This window comes from Arthrobacter sp. 05T410, assembly GCF_056396505.1.
The window spans coordinates 39,995-54,567 of the sequence record NZ_JBFTLP010000017.1; the positions used below are offsets into that span (position 1 = coordinate 39,995).

The 14,573-nt window shown below is 64.1% G+C and carries 16 protein-coding genes; 11 read left to right on the top strand and 5 right to left on the bottom strand.

Annotated elements, in window-relative coordinates; all coding sequences use genetic code 11:
- The first annotated feature begins 473 nt into the window (after nucleotides 1–473).
- From AC1DFR_RS17235 to AC1DFR_RS17245, 3 genes are all read left to right on the top strand, one after another.
- Entirely contained in the window at nucleotides 474–710 is a 237-nt protein-coding gene (locus tag AC1DFR_RS17235) for a hypothetical protein (protein ID WP_476850974.1), read from the top strand.
- 848 nt (nucleotides 711–1,558) lie between these two features.
- Nucleotides 1,559–1,711 carry a hypothetical protein gene (locus AC1DFR_RS17240; protein WP_476856386.1) on the top strand — a complete coding sequence of 51 codons (153 nt, stop codon included), beginning with the start codon at nucleotides 1,559–1,561 and terminating at the stop codon, nucleotides 1,709–1,711.
- 273 nt (nucleotides 1,712–1,984) lie between these two features.
- Entirely contained in the window at nucleotides 1,985–2,311 is a 327-nt protein-coding gene (locus AC1DFR_RS17245) for a hypothetical protein (protein ID WP_476856385.1), read from the top strand.
- Between the two features lie 159 nt (nucleotides 2,312–2,470).
- Here AC1DFR_RS17245 and AC1DFR_RS17250 read toward each other — a convergent pair whose 3' ends face one another.
- Nucleotides 2,471–2,773, bottom strand: a complete 303-nt coding sequence (locus AC1DFR_RS17250) for a DUF4193 domain-containing protein (protein ID WP_476856384.1) — start codon at nucleotides 2,771–2,773, stop codon at nucleotides 2,471–2,473.
- A gap of 671 nt (nucleotides 2,774–3,444) precedes the next feature.
- Here AC1DFR_RS17250 and AC1DFR_RS17255 point away from each other — a divergent pair.
- Nucleotides 3,445–5,337, top strand: a complete 1,893-nt coding sequence (locus tag AC1DFR_RS17255; RefSeq protein WP_476856383.1) for a transketolase — start codon at nucleotides 3,445–3,447, stop codon at nucleotides 5,335–5,337.
- 420 nt (nucleotides 5,338–5,757) lie between these two features.
- On the opposite strand, the gene AC1DFR_RS17260 is transcribed toward AC1DFR_RS17255, so the two are convergent.
- Nucleotides 5,758–6,057, bottom strand: a complete 300-nt coding sequence (locus AC1DFR_RS17260) for a PDDEXK nuclease domain-containing protein (protein ID WP_476856382.1) — start codon at nucleotides 6,055–6,057, stop codon at nucleotides 5,758–5,760.
- A gap of 199 nt (nucleotides 6,058–6,256) precedes the next feature.
- On the opposite strand from AC1DFR_RS17260, the gene AC1DFR_RS17265 reads away from it, so the two are divergent.
- From AC1DFR_RS17265 to AC1DFR_RS17295, 7 genes are all read left to right on the top strand, one after another.
- A complete protein-coding gene (locus AC1DFR_RS17265; protein WP_476856381.1) occupies nucleotides 6,257–6,898 on the top strand; it encodes a GntR family transcriptional regulator in 642 nt (213 codons plus the stop codon).
- 134 nt (nucleotides 6,899–7,032) lie between these two features.
- Nucleotides 7,033–7,905, top strand: coding sequence for a fumarylacetoacetate hydrolase family protein (locus AC1DFR_RS17270; protein WP_476856380.1), 873 nt, complete (start codon nucleotides 7,033–7,035; stop codon nucleotides 7,903–7,905).
- Nucleotides 7,902–8,810, top strand: coding sequence for an alpha/beta fold hydrolase (locus AC1DFR_RS17275; RefSeq protein ID WP_476856379.1), 909 nt, complete (start codon nucleotides 7,902–7,904; stop codon nucleotides 8,808–8,810). Before AC1DFR_RS17270 ends, AC1DFR_RS17275 begins: the two co-directional genes overlap by 4 nt.
- Before the next feature lie 44 nt (nucleotides 8,811–8,854).
- Nucleotides 8,855–10,126, top strand: a complete 1,272-nt coding sequence (locus AC1DFR_RS17280) for a metal-dependent hydrolase family protein (RefSeq protein ID WP_476856378.1) — start codon at nucleotides 8,855–8,857, stop codon at nucleotides 10,124–10,126.
- Nucleotides 10,127–10,291: 165 nt separating this feature from the next.
- Nucleotides 10,292–10,783, top strand: a complete 492-nt coding sequence (locus AC1DFR_RS17285; RefSeq protein WP_476873989.1) for a DUF1097 domain-containing protein — start codon at nucleotides 10,292–10,294, stop codon at nucleotides 10,781–10,783.
- A 120-nt stretch (nucleotides 10,784–10,903) separates the two neighbouring features.
- Complete coding sequence (locus AC1DFR_RS17290; protein ID WP_476856376.1) at nucleotides 10,904–11,206, top strand: hypothetical protein; 303 nt, start codon at nucleotides 10,904–10,906, stop codon at nucleotides 11,204–11,206.
- Between the two features lie 15 nt (nucleotides 11,207–11,221).
- Nucleotides 11,222–11,731: a flavin reductase family protein gene (locus tag AC1DFR_RS17295; protein WP_476856375.1), complete on the top strand. Its 510-nt coding sequence runs from the start codon at nucleotides 11,222–11,224 to the stop codon at nucleotides 11,729–11,731.
- Nucleotides 11,732–11,753: 22 nt separating this feature from the next.
- On the opposite strand, the gene AC1DFR_RS17300 is transcribed toward AC1DFR_RS17295, so the two are convergent.
- From AC1DFR_RS17300 to AC1DFR_RS17310, 3 genes are all read right to left on the bottom strand, one after another.
- A complete protein-coding gene (locus tag AC1DFR_RS17300) occupies nucleotides 11,754–12,800 on the bottom strand; it encodes a PDDEXK nuclease domain-containing protein (protein ID WP_476856374.1) in 1,047 nt (348 codons plus the stop codon).
- Nucleotides 12,801–13,020: 220 nt separating this feature from the next.
- On the bottom strand, nucleotides 13,021–13,230 hold the full coding sequence (locus AC1DFR_RS17305; protein ID WP_476873990.1) for a hypothetical protein: 210 nt from the start codon (nucleotides 13,228–13,230) through the stop codon (nucleotides 13,021–13,023).
- A gap of 123 nt (nucleotides 13,231–13,353) precedes the next feature.
- A complete protein-coding gene (locus AC1DFR_RS17310; protein WP_476856372.1) occupies nucleotides 13,354–14,550 on the bottom strand; it encodes a hypothetical protein in 1,197 nt (398 codons plus the stop codon).
- Nucleotides 14,551–14,573 lie beyond the last annotated feature (23 nt).

Consider the following 14,573-nt stretch of genomic DNA (forward strand, 5'->3'; position numbering starts at 1 on the left):
AAGGCCCGGGGTAGAAACAGCTCTTACAAAACCATTCCCCGGAAGGGAAGCCAATATGCCTCCCAAGATTCTCAACAAATTCCTGGAACAAAAAGTCTTCGAGCCATCAAGAAGGATGGTCGCGCAGCAACATGAGGAAACTGCCCCTGTCACACGGGGAAGTGGTTTTTCTCAGAGACAGCATTACCGCGGGGGGACTTTGGCATGAGTGGTTCCCGAGCGCACAGATAGTAAACAGGGGTATCAGCGCCGACACACCACTGGAGTCCTGGCGCTTTTAGACACTGCTTTACAGTCGCCGTCCAAAGTCCTTGCGGCCCCTCATTTAGGCATCACTGGGCCAGAACTAGGGGTGGTTCATCGAGGCGCGACCTATCGGCAGACTGCCGGACGTCATGCGAGCTCTCTCGTTGGCCGGGCTCCCCCGGCAACTGGAGGATCAACAAGCGGCAACCCAAGTCACAGGAACAGGCATGCAATTGAATAAACCACGGGTAGAAAAACCCGGCATGGTGGAAGTACGGGTCGAGCAAGCAAGCGAACTTGACGACGTTCTGACAACGGCAATAGAGGTCATAAAGAAGGCCGCCGCTGAACACCGGGTAGGGATTCTCGTGACGCGGATCGACACCGGCAGATACATCGTACGCGCCCATCCTGCCGTCCCCTTTGGGTTGATACGCCAGCAGCATGGCGCAGTAAATAGCTAGCAACCCGGCTCTGCCAGGGCCGGGGCGAAAGCGTACACTGCCCCCTTTAATTCCTCCCTTGATCCGAGCACCCTTAGGGCGGGAATCGAACTCAGGTTACGGGTCGGGCACGAAATCGTCAGCTGCATAGTGGACGTAGTAATGCCTGATCAGTCCTGCTTCTGGATCTGGACGGCTGCCGGGATGGGCCGGCGAATGATTGACACTCGTAGTGCCGCCATGGCCGCTCTTGATTCCTGAACTTAACCTGCGGGAAGCGCGCCGCGACATGGAACCAGCCCCAATCGCACCTGCAATCCGCACGGCCAGGCAGTCGCGTTGAGTCGACCCCCAGGCACTAAGAAGAAGGGTCGCCGAACCCGCTCATCGCAGTGGGGGCACTTGCACTGGCGCCCCCGCGTGCTGCCAACCTAAAGTACACCCCAGACTGACGTCAGGCGGCCAACCAAATATTGTCAGATTAGGGTCCAGCGGGCGTTTTCTGCACCCCACCGGTTACCGGTCTTGGATCTCAATCTGACAGAAGGAGGCGGAAACGCAGCGCCGGCGCAGCTGGACATCGCTGCCATCAATCACGAATTGGCACTGCTCTTCCCGTCCGTTGCTGTCAACGGGCCGGATCCCGGCAGCCAGTGAGTGCTCCAAGAACTGATGCATCGGCTGCCTCCGGGCATCCGCCGCGAGTTCCGCTCCTACCTGGCCGGGGCAGGCCTTGACGGGCAGGCACTGGTGGAAAGGGAGTCGCCGAGGCGATGGCTCCTTACCGCTGGCTCGCCCGCCGCATCGGGCCCGAGGCCTAGCCCTCACCGCTGCGAGGATGGCGGCCGCCGGCCGAGGTCCATGAGGCAATGACCGAACTCGACCGGGTCCGGGACTGGATCGGCAAAGGCAACCGCGAGGACCAGACCGTGCCCGGGCTCCTGCTGCGTGAAGGCGCCCAGCAGCTCGGTCTGATCCGCAAGATCAAAGGCAGGCTCGTCCGCGGCGAAGAGGCTGGGTGATGACCCGCGCAGTTGTGGCTGTTCCTCGCCCGAGCCATTGGCCGGGCTTGGTTGGGCACCTCAGGCCGCACCTCAAGCTGTCCTCGCCGCCCGGAACTTGGACGGAAGCACCGGTGCGCTGCCCCGGGGTCCTTAATGGCCGTGCGCGCCGCGGCCGTCGCCGTCCGCACGGTTGAGCCCCGTTCAGGTTGATTTCTTGTTATCCAGGTCACATTGCGTCTATCGTTGTCGGGGGCCACAGCGTGGTGGCCCCGTTTTAGAGCGGAGAACTGTGTGAACGAGAAGCTGCGGGTGCTGGTCCGTGTGGACCTCGATGGCGCCAAGGCCCGCGTCAATGTCCAGGGTCACGTGACGGTTCAGAACGTCCATGGCCTCTACGGTGTGGTCCAGCGCGCCGGCTCGCTCGCCTCAGGGCTGTCGCTGGAACTCGATGTGACACGCGCACAGACTGACTCCGACGCCATGGGAGAGCTTCGCGCGTGTGCAAAGTCGCATCATCTGCCGGTGCACGTGGACCCCCGCCAGCGTGACTATCAAATCAGCCTCCTGACGCAGAACACCGCGGTGTCCGCGGCCCTGTCGCCAGTCCTGGCAGCCTGACCCGCCCCACTGGCTACGTGGGTTGGCCGTGCCCTTGGCTCACAGCCTGGGCCTGTGTGCCTGAATCTGATGTCCGTGCAGGGCGCGGAGCATGCGGTGCGAGAGAGCGCGTTGAACTTGTAGCATCGCTCCCCTGGACCGGGCAGCTTGCGGCATGCCTTATCCCGCGCACTCGATGCAGTACGGATGGCCGTCCCGTTCGCGCGCGAGCTGGGACCGGTGCCGGACCAGGAAGCAGGAGTAGCAGGTGAACTCGTCCTTGGCCTGGGGAATGACCTGGACGATGAGTTCCTCGGAGACAAACTCCCCGCCGGGGGTCATGGCCTCATCCAGGGCGTCGGCTTCGTCCAGCTCCCGGACGACGCTGCGGGCATCCGGTGCGTTCGCGGACTGCAGCGCCTCCAGGGAGCGGTCCTGGGATTCCTTGACGTCGGAACGTACTTCGTCGTAATCAGTTGCCACTGAGGTGTGTCTCTTTCTGGTGTTCTTCTCTGACGGAACTGCAACATATACCATCGCCCGGGTATTCCCTTTGCCGGGGGACCGGCCGGCCGGGTCGGGCGCCCGGCGTAACGCCGGTTGGCGGATAGGCGCCCCAGGCGTTGTGGGCTTCGGCATCCGCGTCGGGTTCGGTCCTTTTCAGCGCCGCGACGATGCCTCTGGCGATGTTTGTTGGTTGACGGGGAGTTTATCGCAGGCAGACGGCCAGAGGGAGGTGGGGCGTCCCAGGCTTCACCGGTTGTTGCGGTCGTTCCTGGCTTTGTGGAGGCGGATGCCGATGGCTTCGCTGCCGCCGGTCACGTTGGAGTTTATCGTTGATCAGGTCGGCGTAGAAGTTGGGTTTGACGCTGTTACGGGCAGCAGCGCACGACCGGGGTGCCCCGGCATTGAGCTTGCCGGTCTTGGGCTTGATGGCGCAGTGGCCCGTTGACTGCACTCTGGGTGGCCCTGCCTGACCGCATGGCGGGAGGGGTGGCAGCGCGGGGTCCTGTCGGGGGGACCGAGGTGCGTGGGTGCACCGGCGCATCCGGGCCGGGAGGGCCCGCCGGTGTTGGGCGGAGAGTCTTGACTTACTCTTCCTCCGGCGAGACCCTGCAGGGATCCGGCAAGTTCCATCGACGAAGGACACCGCCATGCCCGCGGCAAACCACGAAAACGTCGGCGAGGACCTTTCACAGGTCGCTGAACTCGCTGCGCAGCTCCGGGTGGATTCCATCCGGTCCAGCACGTCCGCCGGATCCGGCCATCCGACGTCGAGCATGTCGGCCGCAGACTTACTGGCTGTTCTGGTCAGCCGTCATCTGCGCTACGACTGGGACAACCCGGACCTGGACACCAATGATCACCTGATCTTCTCCAAAGGCCATGCCTCTCCCCTGCTGTATTCGGTCTTCAAGGCCGTCGGCGTCGTCTCCGATGATGAGCTCATGACCGGCTACCGCCGGTTCGGCCAGCGCCTGCAGGGACATCCGACGCCGGCACTGCCGTGGGTAGATTTCGCGACGGGCTCGCTGGGGCAGGGACTTCCGGACGGCGTCGGCGTGGCCCTCGCCGGGAAATACCTGGATCGGCTCCCCTACCGGGTGTGGGTGCTGTGTGGCGACAGCGAAATGGCGGAAGGCTCCATCTGGGAAGCCCTGGACAAGGCCTCCCACTACGGCCTGACCAACCTCGTCACCGTCGTTGACGTAAACCGGCTGGGACAGCGGGGCGAGACCGAACTCGGCTGGGACATGGAGTCCTACGCCCGCCGGGTCCAGGCCTTCGGCGCCCAGGCCATCATCATCGACGGCCACGATCTCGACATGATTGACACGGCCTTTTCCACGGCGGCGGAAGCACCTGAAGGGAAGCCCGTGGTCATCCTCGCCAAGACCATCAAGGCCAAAGGCTTCCCACAGATCGAAGACAGTCCGGATTGGCACGGAAAACCCTTACCGCCCGACATGGCCGAGAAGGCGATTGCCGAACTCGGCGGTCAACGGACACTGACCTTGCGCGGCCCCCTTCCGGACGAAGGGTCAAAGGCACGCATCGACGCTCCCGGCGCAACCTCTCCCAGCTACGCTGTGGGCGAGAAGGTCGCCACACGAAAGGCTTACGGCGACGCTTTGGCAGCACTCGGCGGCATCGATCCCGCCGTTGTTGCCCTGGACGGTGAGGTCAGCAATTCCACCCACGCCGACGAATTCGCGAAAGCATTCCCCGACCGGTTCTTCGAGATGTACATCGCCGAGCAGCAGCTCATCGCCGCCGCCACGGGACTGAGCACCCGGGGATATAAAGCCTTCGCCTCGACCTTCGCGGCCTTCCTCACCCGCGCCTACGACTTCATCCGCATGGGGTCCATCACCGGCGCCGATCTTCGCCTGTGCGGCTCGCACTCCGGCGTCGAGATCGGCGCCGACGGCCCCTCACAGATGGCGCTGGAAGACCTCGCAATGATCCGGGCCGTGCATGCGTCGACCGTCCTGTACCCTGCCGACGCCACCAGCACAGCCGCCCTGGTGCAGCGCATGGCCGAAACCTCCGGCATCAGCTATCTCCGGACCACCCGCGGCGCCTACCCCGTCCTGTACAGCGCCTCCGAGCAGTTCCCGGTCGGCGGTTCCAAGCTCCTGCGGTCCTCCGGCAACGACGACGTCACCCTCGTCGGGGCAGGGATCACCCTTCACGAAGCGCTTAAAGCAGCAGACATCCTCGACGCTGACGGAATCCAGGCCCGCGTCATCGACTGCTACTCCATCAAGCCCATAGACGCAGAAACACTGCTCACCGCCGCCGGCGAGACACAGGGCCGCGTCATCATCGCCGAAGACCACCGCCCCGAGGGAGGCCTGGGATCAGCGGTCAAGGACGCCCTGCTCACGGCACCGCCGAGTGACCTGTCCATCACACACCTGGCCGTGCACGGCATGCCCGGGTCCGGAACCGGGCAGGAGCTCCTCGCCTGGGCAGGCATCGACGCCGAACATATCGCCGAGGCCGCCCGACGCCTGGTCGGGCCAAACCCGCACCGGACTTGAAGGCGCGGCTCTCCGGGAACCACATGAACCCCAGACACGCCTCTCCCCCGACATTGTCACAGGGCCGGGCCCCTGCGCGGTGACGGTCCGGCCCGCCGACCTGAGCCAGATCATACTCAGAGAATCCGCTTCGCAACCGTTTCGATGCCTCAGCGGGGCGCCTGCCGCGCTCCGGAGGAAACCCGCTCTGACCGTCTGGCCCCAAAACCGGGATTCTGGACTTTGGCCGGGGCTGGAATCACGGGCCCAGGATTCATTTCCGCGGTGGCGCGGTTGGCGATCGGGAAAGACCTCGTAGTGTAGGCGCCGGCCTAATTGTCCAAAGAGCTTTGGACTATTCCTGATGTTGCTTTGGCGGAGTCAGCACGCCGTGGCTGTGTGAGTTTCCCAATGTGGGCGGGTTATTGGCTGTCTTCGTTGTCAGAGTCTGGTTCTGTCCATTCCAAGGCCGCTACAAGGTGCCCCTCGTTTGGGGAGAGCCTGTTGTTCGGAAGCCGGGAGCTTGTCGTAGGTGTAGGCGGCGACGGCCATGGGTGAGGTGGATCGTCCCAGGCTGTACCGGACGCTGCGGTCATTCTTGGTGCCAGATGAGGATGCCGATGGTTTCGTTGTGGTGGCCGCGCCGAAGGGTGTCGCTACGTAGAAGTTGAGCTTGCCGGCGTATTCGGGCTGGAATTTTCCCGTCTTCACTTCGATGACGACGTAGCCCGTTGGCCGCACTAAGCAGCCTGGGGTCTCACTCCCGCACCGGCAGAGACTGCCGATATGCAGCCAATGGCCGTCTAGCCAAAGCTGGGCGAGTCCCACAACCTGCGTCCGTGGGGCGGGGATCGAGCACCCGCCAACTATGCCTACAGGATGACTCTCCGACCACCTAGCGATTATCGAGTATCCATAATCCGTGTGGAAGACTGGGAACATGGCGGGGTCAGCAGCTTTTGAGAACGAGAGCCTTTCGGAGAAGGTCAAGCGGACCATCGTGGACCGGGTTGTTGACGGCACTTATCCTCCCGGGATGCGACTCGTGGAGCTCCAACTCGCCAAGGAGTTCGGCGTCAGCCAGGCACCGGTCCGCGAAGCCCTGCGGGAACTGTCCTCGACCAGGCTGGTAGAAAACATCCCCCGCCGCGGAAGCTTTGTCCGGTCTGCTTCCCAAGATGACCTCGCGGAGGTCTATTTCGTCCGCCTCGCGCTGGAGGGGACTGCCGCCGCGGCCGCGTATCCCACCTTGCATACTGACCCTTCGCCGCTGCGCGAGGCGTTGGCCGGCATGCGCGAGGCCGCGGCAACGAACGATGCCCACGGCATCGCGAAGTACAGCACGGCCTTCCACCGCGCCGTCGTCGCCGCCACCGGAAACCGGCTCATGCTGGAGATCTGGGACTCCCTCCATGTCCAGGCCCGGACCATGGCCACCGTCGTCCGCGGCCACGTAGACCTACACGCCGCCGCCGAAGCCCACGTCCCGATCCTGGAGGCCTTCGAGAACGGCACACCAGACCTCTGCACCCAGCTCGTCATCGAGCACCAGCACGAGTACTCCATCCTTCCCCAGGAATAGCGCCTCCCTCGAGCCTGTCGGCGGGGTCCACGGGATGCCGTGGATAGCTTTCTGAAACTTCCTCTTGTGATGCCGATCACCCTCAGGTATCGTCGTTCCTATCAATTATCGATAATCGATCAAGGGAGATCACTTTGAAGCTCATCACTTTCCGCAACCAAGGCACCGAACAGACCGGCGTCCTCAGCGAAGACGCCTCGACCGTGACAGCCGTTGCCGGCTCGCAGGATCTGCTGTCACTCATCGACAACTGGGACGAGGCCGCGGCGCAGATCACCGCCGCCACCGGCCCGGCCATCAACATCACTGACGTGGAACTGCTCGCCCCGATCCCGCTCCCCCGCCGCAACATCTTCTGCGTGGGCCGCAACTACGTCGAACACGCCAAGGAATTCGCGAACTCCGGGTACGACGCCACGGCCAGCGCCAACGCGCAGCCGGAATACCCGGTCGTGTTCACCAAGGCACCCTCCACCGTTATCGGCACCGGCGCCGACATCGACCCCCACGCCGGAGTCACCTCCGAACTCGACTACGAAGCCGAACTCGGGGTCATCATCGGCAAGAGAGGCCGCGGCATCAGCAAGGCCGATGCGCTGGACCACGTCTGGGGCTACACGATCATCAACGACGTCACCGCCCGCGACCTGCAGAAAGACCACAAGCAGTGGTTCCTCGGCAAGAGCCTGGACACGCACGCGCCGATGGGTCCCTGGGCCGTCACCCGCGACGAGGTCGGCGACGGACCGCTGGACCTGCTCTGCACCGTCAACGGCGAAACCCGGCAGAAGGCAACCACGGCGGACCTGATCTTCGACATCCCCACCATCATCGAAACCATCAGCGCCGGCATCACCCTCCAGCCCGGCGACATCATCGCCACCGGCACCCCCGTCGGAGTGGGCATCGGCTTCACCCCGCCCCGGTTCCTGACCACCGGAGACGTCGTCGAAATCAGCATCAGCAAACTCGGCACCCTGAGCAACCGGATCGGAGAAGGACGATGAGCACCGCAACCATCGCCCCCGGCCTGACAGCCGTCGGCACGAAGCAGCTCTTCGTCGAAACCACCGGCGCCGGGCCCGACGTCGTCCTGGTCCACGGGCTCGGCGGCACCACCAGCTTCTACGAACCCCTCGTCGCCTCACTGGCCGAACGGTTCCGGGTCACCCGCTACGACTTCACCGGACACGGACGCTCACCCCTGGCGAGCGAACTGACCCTCGAATCCCTAACCGCCGAACTGGCCCTGGTCATCGAATCCCAGACCGCCACCGGACGAGCGCACCTCGTCGGGCACTCGATGGGAACCCTCATCGTCCAGCAGCTGGCATCGACACGCCCGGACCTGGTCCAGGAAGTCGTCCTGCTCGGCCCGGTCCGCGAACAGACCCAGGCCGCGAAGGACGCAACCCGGGCCCGAGCCTCCCTTGTACGGGAGAAGGGCATGGCGGCCGTAGCCGACACCGTCGCCCACGCCGCCACCGCCGACCACGCAGCAATCGGGAACCCGCTCGTCCGGCCCTTCGTCCGCGAACTGCTCCTCGGCCAGGACCCGGAAGCCTACGCCCAGGCCTGCGAAGCCCTCGCCGCCGCGAAAAACCCGGACCTGACCACCATCCAGTCCAAGGTCTTGCTCCTCACCGGCAGCGAGGACAAAGTCAGCACCCCGGCCTCCAACGAGACTATGGCCGCAGAACTGGGCGGCGCCGAACTCCTGGTCGCACCAGGAACCGGCCACTGGACAGTACCCGAGGCGCCCGACTTCGTCACCGCCGCCGTCCTCGACTTCCTCACCAGCACAACCCTCACGCCGTCGACAAAGAACACCTGCGCGTGCAGCAACGCCAGCCCGGGCTGCCAATCCCGCCGCCAGCAGAGCATCACCATGCAGATCCGCAAAGCCCCCTAACAACCGCTCCACCGCCTCCATCTCAAGATAAGGACAACGAAGTCATGTCGAAAACCCTCTTCACCAACGTCAACATCCTCGACAGCACCGGAGCCCAGCCCTTCCTGGGCGAAGTGCTGATCGCCGATGAGCGCATCACCGACGTCCGCGCCGGCTCCGGGAACCTTCCCCGCGAGGGCGTCAAGGTCATCGACGGCCGCGGCCAGACCCTGATGTCGGGCCTGTGCGATGCACACACCCACTTCACCTGGAACGACGGAGACCTCAACGGCCTGGAAACCATGCAGGTCGAAGAACACCTGCTCCACACCGTGCAGTCCGCCAAAACCTACATCGACTACGGCTACACCATGTGCTTCGGTGCAGCCAGCGCCAAGAAGCGCCTCGACGTCGTGGTCCGCAACGCCATCAACGCTGGAGACATCCCGGGCCCCCGCTACCTGGCCAACGGCCAGGAAATCGCCACCACCGCCGGCGACCTCGTCCCCGGCATCACCCAGATCGCCGACGGCGTCGAGGAAATGCGCAAGGTCGTCCGCGAAACCATCGGCCTGGGCGTGGACCAGATCAAACTCAGCATCTCCGGTGAGGAAATCACCGGCTCCAAGGCAGCCACCGACACCTACATCACCGAAGAAGAACTCCAGGTCGCCGTCGACGAGGCACACCGCCGCCACGTCCGCGTCTGCACCCACGCCCGCAGCCGCGACTCCGTCATCATCTCCCTGAAGACCGGCGTGGACATGATCTACCACGCCTCCTACATCGACGACGAAGGCATGGACATGCTCGAAGCCGCCAAAGACCGCGTCTTCGTCGCCCCGGCCATCAACTGGATCGTCGCCACCCTCAACGACGCCGCCGCCTTCGGCTACTCCCACGAAGCCGCCGAAAAAGCCGGCTACGCCCGCGAACTCGAAATCGCCTGCAAAGCCATCCAGGAAATGCGCCGCCGCGGCATCCGCGTCCTCCCCGGCGGAGACTACGGCTTCGCCTGGACACCCCGCGGCACCTACGCCCGCGACCTGGACCACTTCGTCAAGCTCTTCGGCTACACCGAAATGGAAGCCATCATCGCCGCCACCGCCCTCGGCGGGGAACTCTTCCAGAAACCCAACGAACTCGGCAAGGTCCTGCCCGGCTTCTACGCCGACCTGATCCTGGTCGACGGCAACCCGCTCGAAGACATCACCATCCTGCAGGACATCACCAAGATCACCGCCGTGATGAAAAACGGAGAATTCCACCGCGAACCGGCCGAACACAGCCCGGCCACCCCGGAAACCGCACCCGATCTCGCACTGACCCACCTCTAACCAGCCCGCTACGGCCCCGGCCTCCGGCCGGGGCCGTACTCAAACTCATCCCCCGCACCACCGGGTCGCCCGTTCGGCGGCTCTTGCACGTGGCAGAACCCGTACGGCCCCCAGCTTTCCTTTCAAAAAGACAATGACGCCATTTTGACCCTAAGGAACACACCAATGAAGCCCCTCGTCACCATCGGAATCACCGCCGGTATCCTCGCCGGACTCTGGACCCAGTTCAGCACACCCTTCGGCCTCATCACCTGGGTTGGCTTCCTCTCCTGGGCCTGCTTCTTCGCCGCCGGCGGCAAACGCGCAGGGCTGCTCAAGACCATCCCCGCCAACCTCTCCGGGGTGCTGTGGGGCGCAGCCATCGTCTGGGGAGCGGCGAACCTCCCCATCCCGGGCGCGCTCGGCATCTCCGTCGCCGTCGCCGCCTTCGCGATGTGCGTCCAGGCACGCTGGACCGTTCTGGGCTTCATCCCCGGAGCATTCGCCGGATGTGCAGCGTACTTCGGCGCCACCTTCGATGCGGCCGGGACCTGTCTGGCCCTGATCGCCGGCGCCGGCCTCGGCTGGCTCTCCGAATTCACCGCAGGCCTTCTCACCAACGCCGGCAAGAAGGCACAGACACCCGCCCCGCTTACAGAAACCCAACCTGTCGCCTAAACGGCAAAAGGGCGGCCCTTCCAGACCATGCCTACAGCTCAGGTGCCACCGGCCAGGTTTACGCCGCCGGTGGCACCTGACCCCACAGACCGTATCCCACCCCACGACCGAGGAACCGCCATGAGTCCAACCACAGCGCACTCCGCTTCCGGGTCTGGCCCCATCGAACACAGGGCCCTGAAACCCCAAACAGCGCGCTGCTTCCGGGTCGACGACTGGTTCCGCCTCCCGGCAACAACGGTAGAAATCCGCCACCACGGCACCTACGTCAGAACCGCACGGGTCGACGCTGCGACCGCGGACTCGAGAATGCTCTGGCTTTCGCCGGAAGGCGTCGAGTCCCGTGTGCTCATCGACAAACTCGACGGGTACGAAGTGTGGATCGACCCCGAACAGCTTTACTACGCCGCGCAACACCGGTAGCCGCAGGAGGCAGCCATGACCATCGTCACTGAACAGCTCAGCACCATCGATTCCCAGCGGGTCCGGGACGTCATGTCCAAGGTGCCCACCAGCGTCACGGTTGTCGCCGGCCAGCCCGAACTCACCGGTGAACGCGCCGCCATGATCGTCGGATCATTCGTCTTCATTTCCGCGGACCCCTGCCTTGTCGGCTTCTTCGTCCACCAAGAATCCACGAGCTGGCCACAGCTGAACAAAGCCACGGTGCTCGGTATCAGCACCCTGGCCTCAACCCAGACACAGTTCTGCCGCAAAGTCGGCAAGAAAGAAGCAGACCGCTTCGACGGACGCTTCTGGACCCAAGGGGAGTTCGGTGCCCCGCTGGTCTCTGGTTCGGTTGCATCCATGGAATGCCAGATCGAGAACGTCACCAGGGTAGGCGATCACGACTTCGTCCTGGCCCGTGTCCTCGGACTAAACAGAGGTAACACCAGAGATCCCCTCGTCTTCCAAAACCACGAATTCGCAGGCCTCCGCCCCTGCTAACGACGGTCGGCCACCCGGGCGGTTACATCCCGCCGGAATCGGCCACTGTTCCTTGCTCGAGCGCCGCAGTGATCGCCTCCGGGGATGGCAGCGCGGCTCGCTCCTCCGGCGGAAGGGAGTCATAGGTGTACGAGCTGACGGCGACAGGCTGGGATGAGCCGTCCAGTGCGTACCTGACCGTGGGTTCGTGTTTTGAACTGCAAACAAGGATTCCCACCGTTGGGGCCATGCCCGGGAACCTGACTAGGTTGTTCACGGCCGCGACATAAAAGTTGAGCTGTCCCAGGTGTTCCGGCCTGAATTTTCCTGCCTTAATCTCCACGACCACAAATCTGTTGGTGGGTACGTGTACCAGGAGGAGGTCGATGTAGAAGTTCTCGCCTTCTACATCGAGGTGATACTGGCGGCCATAGAAAGCAAACCCCCGGCCGAACTCTGCCAGCGTTTGGGACATGCGCTGTGTCATGGCCTGTTCGATGGCCAGTTCCTGAGCCTCTGACGTCAGACCGAGAAAATCGAGTACCAAGGGGTCTTTGGCGACATGCCTGGCCAGTTCAGCCCCGTCGCCGGGCAGACGTTCCTCGAGGTTGTTTGGAGCGGCCCCGAGGCGTCGGTGGAGTCCTGTGGCGATTTGATGCTCAAGGACTTCAAGCTTCCAATTGTGTTCTACAGCTGATTCGGCGTACCAGTCGCGGAGCTCGGGGTCCTTGAGCTTGAGCAGCTCGACAATGTGTCTCCATGGGAGCACACCGACTCTGCTGCGGACTTCTGCCTGTGACAAGTCCCAGGCAGCGGCGAACGACCGCATGTAGAAGAGGTTTGATCGGGAAAAACCGCGCATGTTCGGGAAGGACGTCTTTAAATCTGCCGCGAGGCGCTGCAGCACTTTAGTCCCCCACGGTTCCTGGGCCTGTTGCTGCAGGATCGTTGCTCCAATGGCCCAATACATTTCGACCATCGCGCTGTTCGCCGCTTGCTGTGCACGTAGTTGGGCGGAAGCAACCAGTGTCTTCAGGGATGCGAGGGTTCCGGCATAGCTGCTGGGCAAGTCAGGCTCAATTGTGGGCACGCCCCCACCCTAACTGTTCCCCCCGACAGGAGCCGGATCGAGGCTGTAGCTAATTGTCCAGAGTTCTCTGGACAATTGACGCTGGGGCGGTTTCGACCCGTGAACGTTCCTAATAGTCCAGAGAACTCTGGACTATTAGGAACGTCGCGGGGCTCGCCGGGCGGGCGGACGGCACCCCCGCAGCTGACCGGCAGGGCCACCCGAGTGACCGTGTCTGACCTCAGGCGTCGGGGTCATGGCCAAGGACGCGGAGCAGGTCACGGGTTGTCATGCTCAGCTGTTCGAACCAGTGCCGATAGAACAAGGCCGTCATCTGCTGGGGAGGGGTGTCATCGAGTTCATGGAGCAGCTGCAGGGCTTCGCGGATAACGGCCTCATCTGACGCCAGCTCAGGATCAGGCCGGCGTTCCGGTTCCTCCGGGTGTTCCATGCGGGCGACTCCTTCCATCGTGTATGGCCACAGGTTTTGCCGCCCGCCCCCGGCACGAGTTGGGTTCGATCCTCTTGACCGGTACCGGGCTGGCACGGCTGCTGGCGCGGCAGCAGGGGGCCACTAGCGGCTGGGGCCGTTCCGGGTTTTCCGGGCCCCCATTGCTTCGCCCCTGATTGTTTTCCGCGCCCTCGCCGGATCTTTGCCGCTGACGAGTGCGGCGCTAGGGTGCGTGCCCTCGCTACGGGCAGCGGCAAGGCGTCCCTTGACGCGTTCCTCGCTGGCGGTGCCGGAGAGGGAGGCGGCGAACGCCCGGTGATGGTCAGCGGAACCGTAGTCTGCGGCTGGGCTGGTTTCGGCCTTCCCGCCCTGGTCCTTCAGCCGTTCGCTGTCGTCGGCGGTGACCCTGCCCTCCAGCTCGCGGCCGAGCTCGGCGATGCGCGCGAACAGTTCCGCTTCGGTGCGTTCGTAGCGTTGTTCCAGCGGCTGCTCCCGGGAACCCGTGAATCCTCCCTCGGCAAGGAGCTTCGCGTCGTGCCATTCCTTGGCGGCATCCACGAACCTGGCGTCGTTGAAGTGGTCCTCGCCGGCCCCAGTGAAGTTCGCCGTGGTTTCTTCGCGCAGCTTCTCGATGGTGGGACCGTTGATACCCTCTTTGCCGATCAGGTACAGACGTTCCTTCACCGCGGTGTCGGCGGCCTCGATGGCCGCCGGGGTCTTCGCATCGTGCGCGCTCTGCAGCGCCGCCGACAGGGCGGGGTTGTTCAGGTATTCGAGAGGCACCTGATGCCGCTCCATTTCCGGGGCCAGCGTCCGGGCCTTGGCGCGGAGCTCTTCGGCCTGTGCCGCGGCGATGAGTGCCATGCCTTTCCGGTGCTCGGCGACGGCGGCGCGGCGTGCCTGTTCAGCGCTGATGGTTTCGATTCCCGATTCCAGGTACGCGGCATCCTTGCCGACGTCGCGGGTGTCGATGCCGTAGCGGCGCTGGACTTCGGTCCGGATCCGTTCGGATGCGGCGAGGGCGGCCGGATCAATATCCTTCCAGCCTTCCGCGACGGCGTGTGCCGTGGCGATGTCGCTGGGCTGGGCTTTGTCCCACCATTGGGCCTTTTCCACAGGTGCCAGTGCCGCGTGGGCGGCGCTGCCTTCGGCGGCGAGACGTGCCCGGGCTTCGTGCGCTGCCTGGGCGTCCTGGTGTTCGATCTGGCGCTGGGTCTCCTGGCGCTGGCGTGCCAGTGTCTCGGCAATGCGTGAGGCGATCATCAGCGACTGCCGCAGACCGCCGTCCAGGGCGTCATCCATTCCATCTGATTCACTCATGCTGTTCCCCTTGCAGTTTGGGT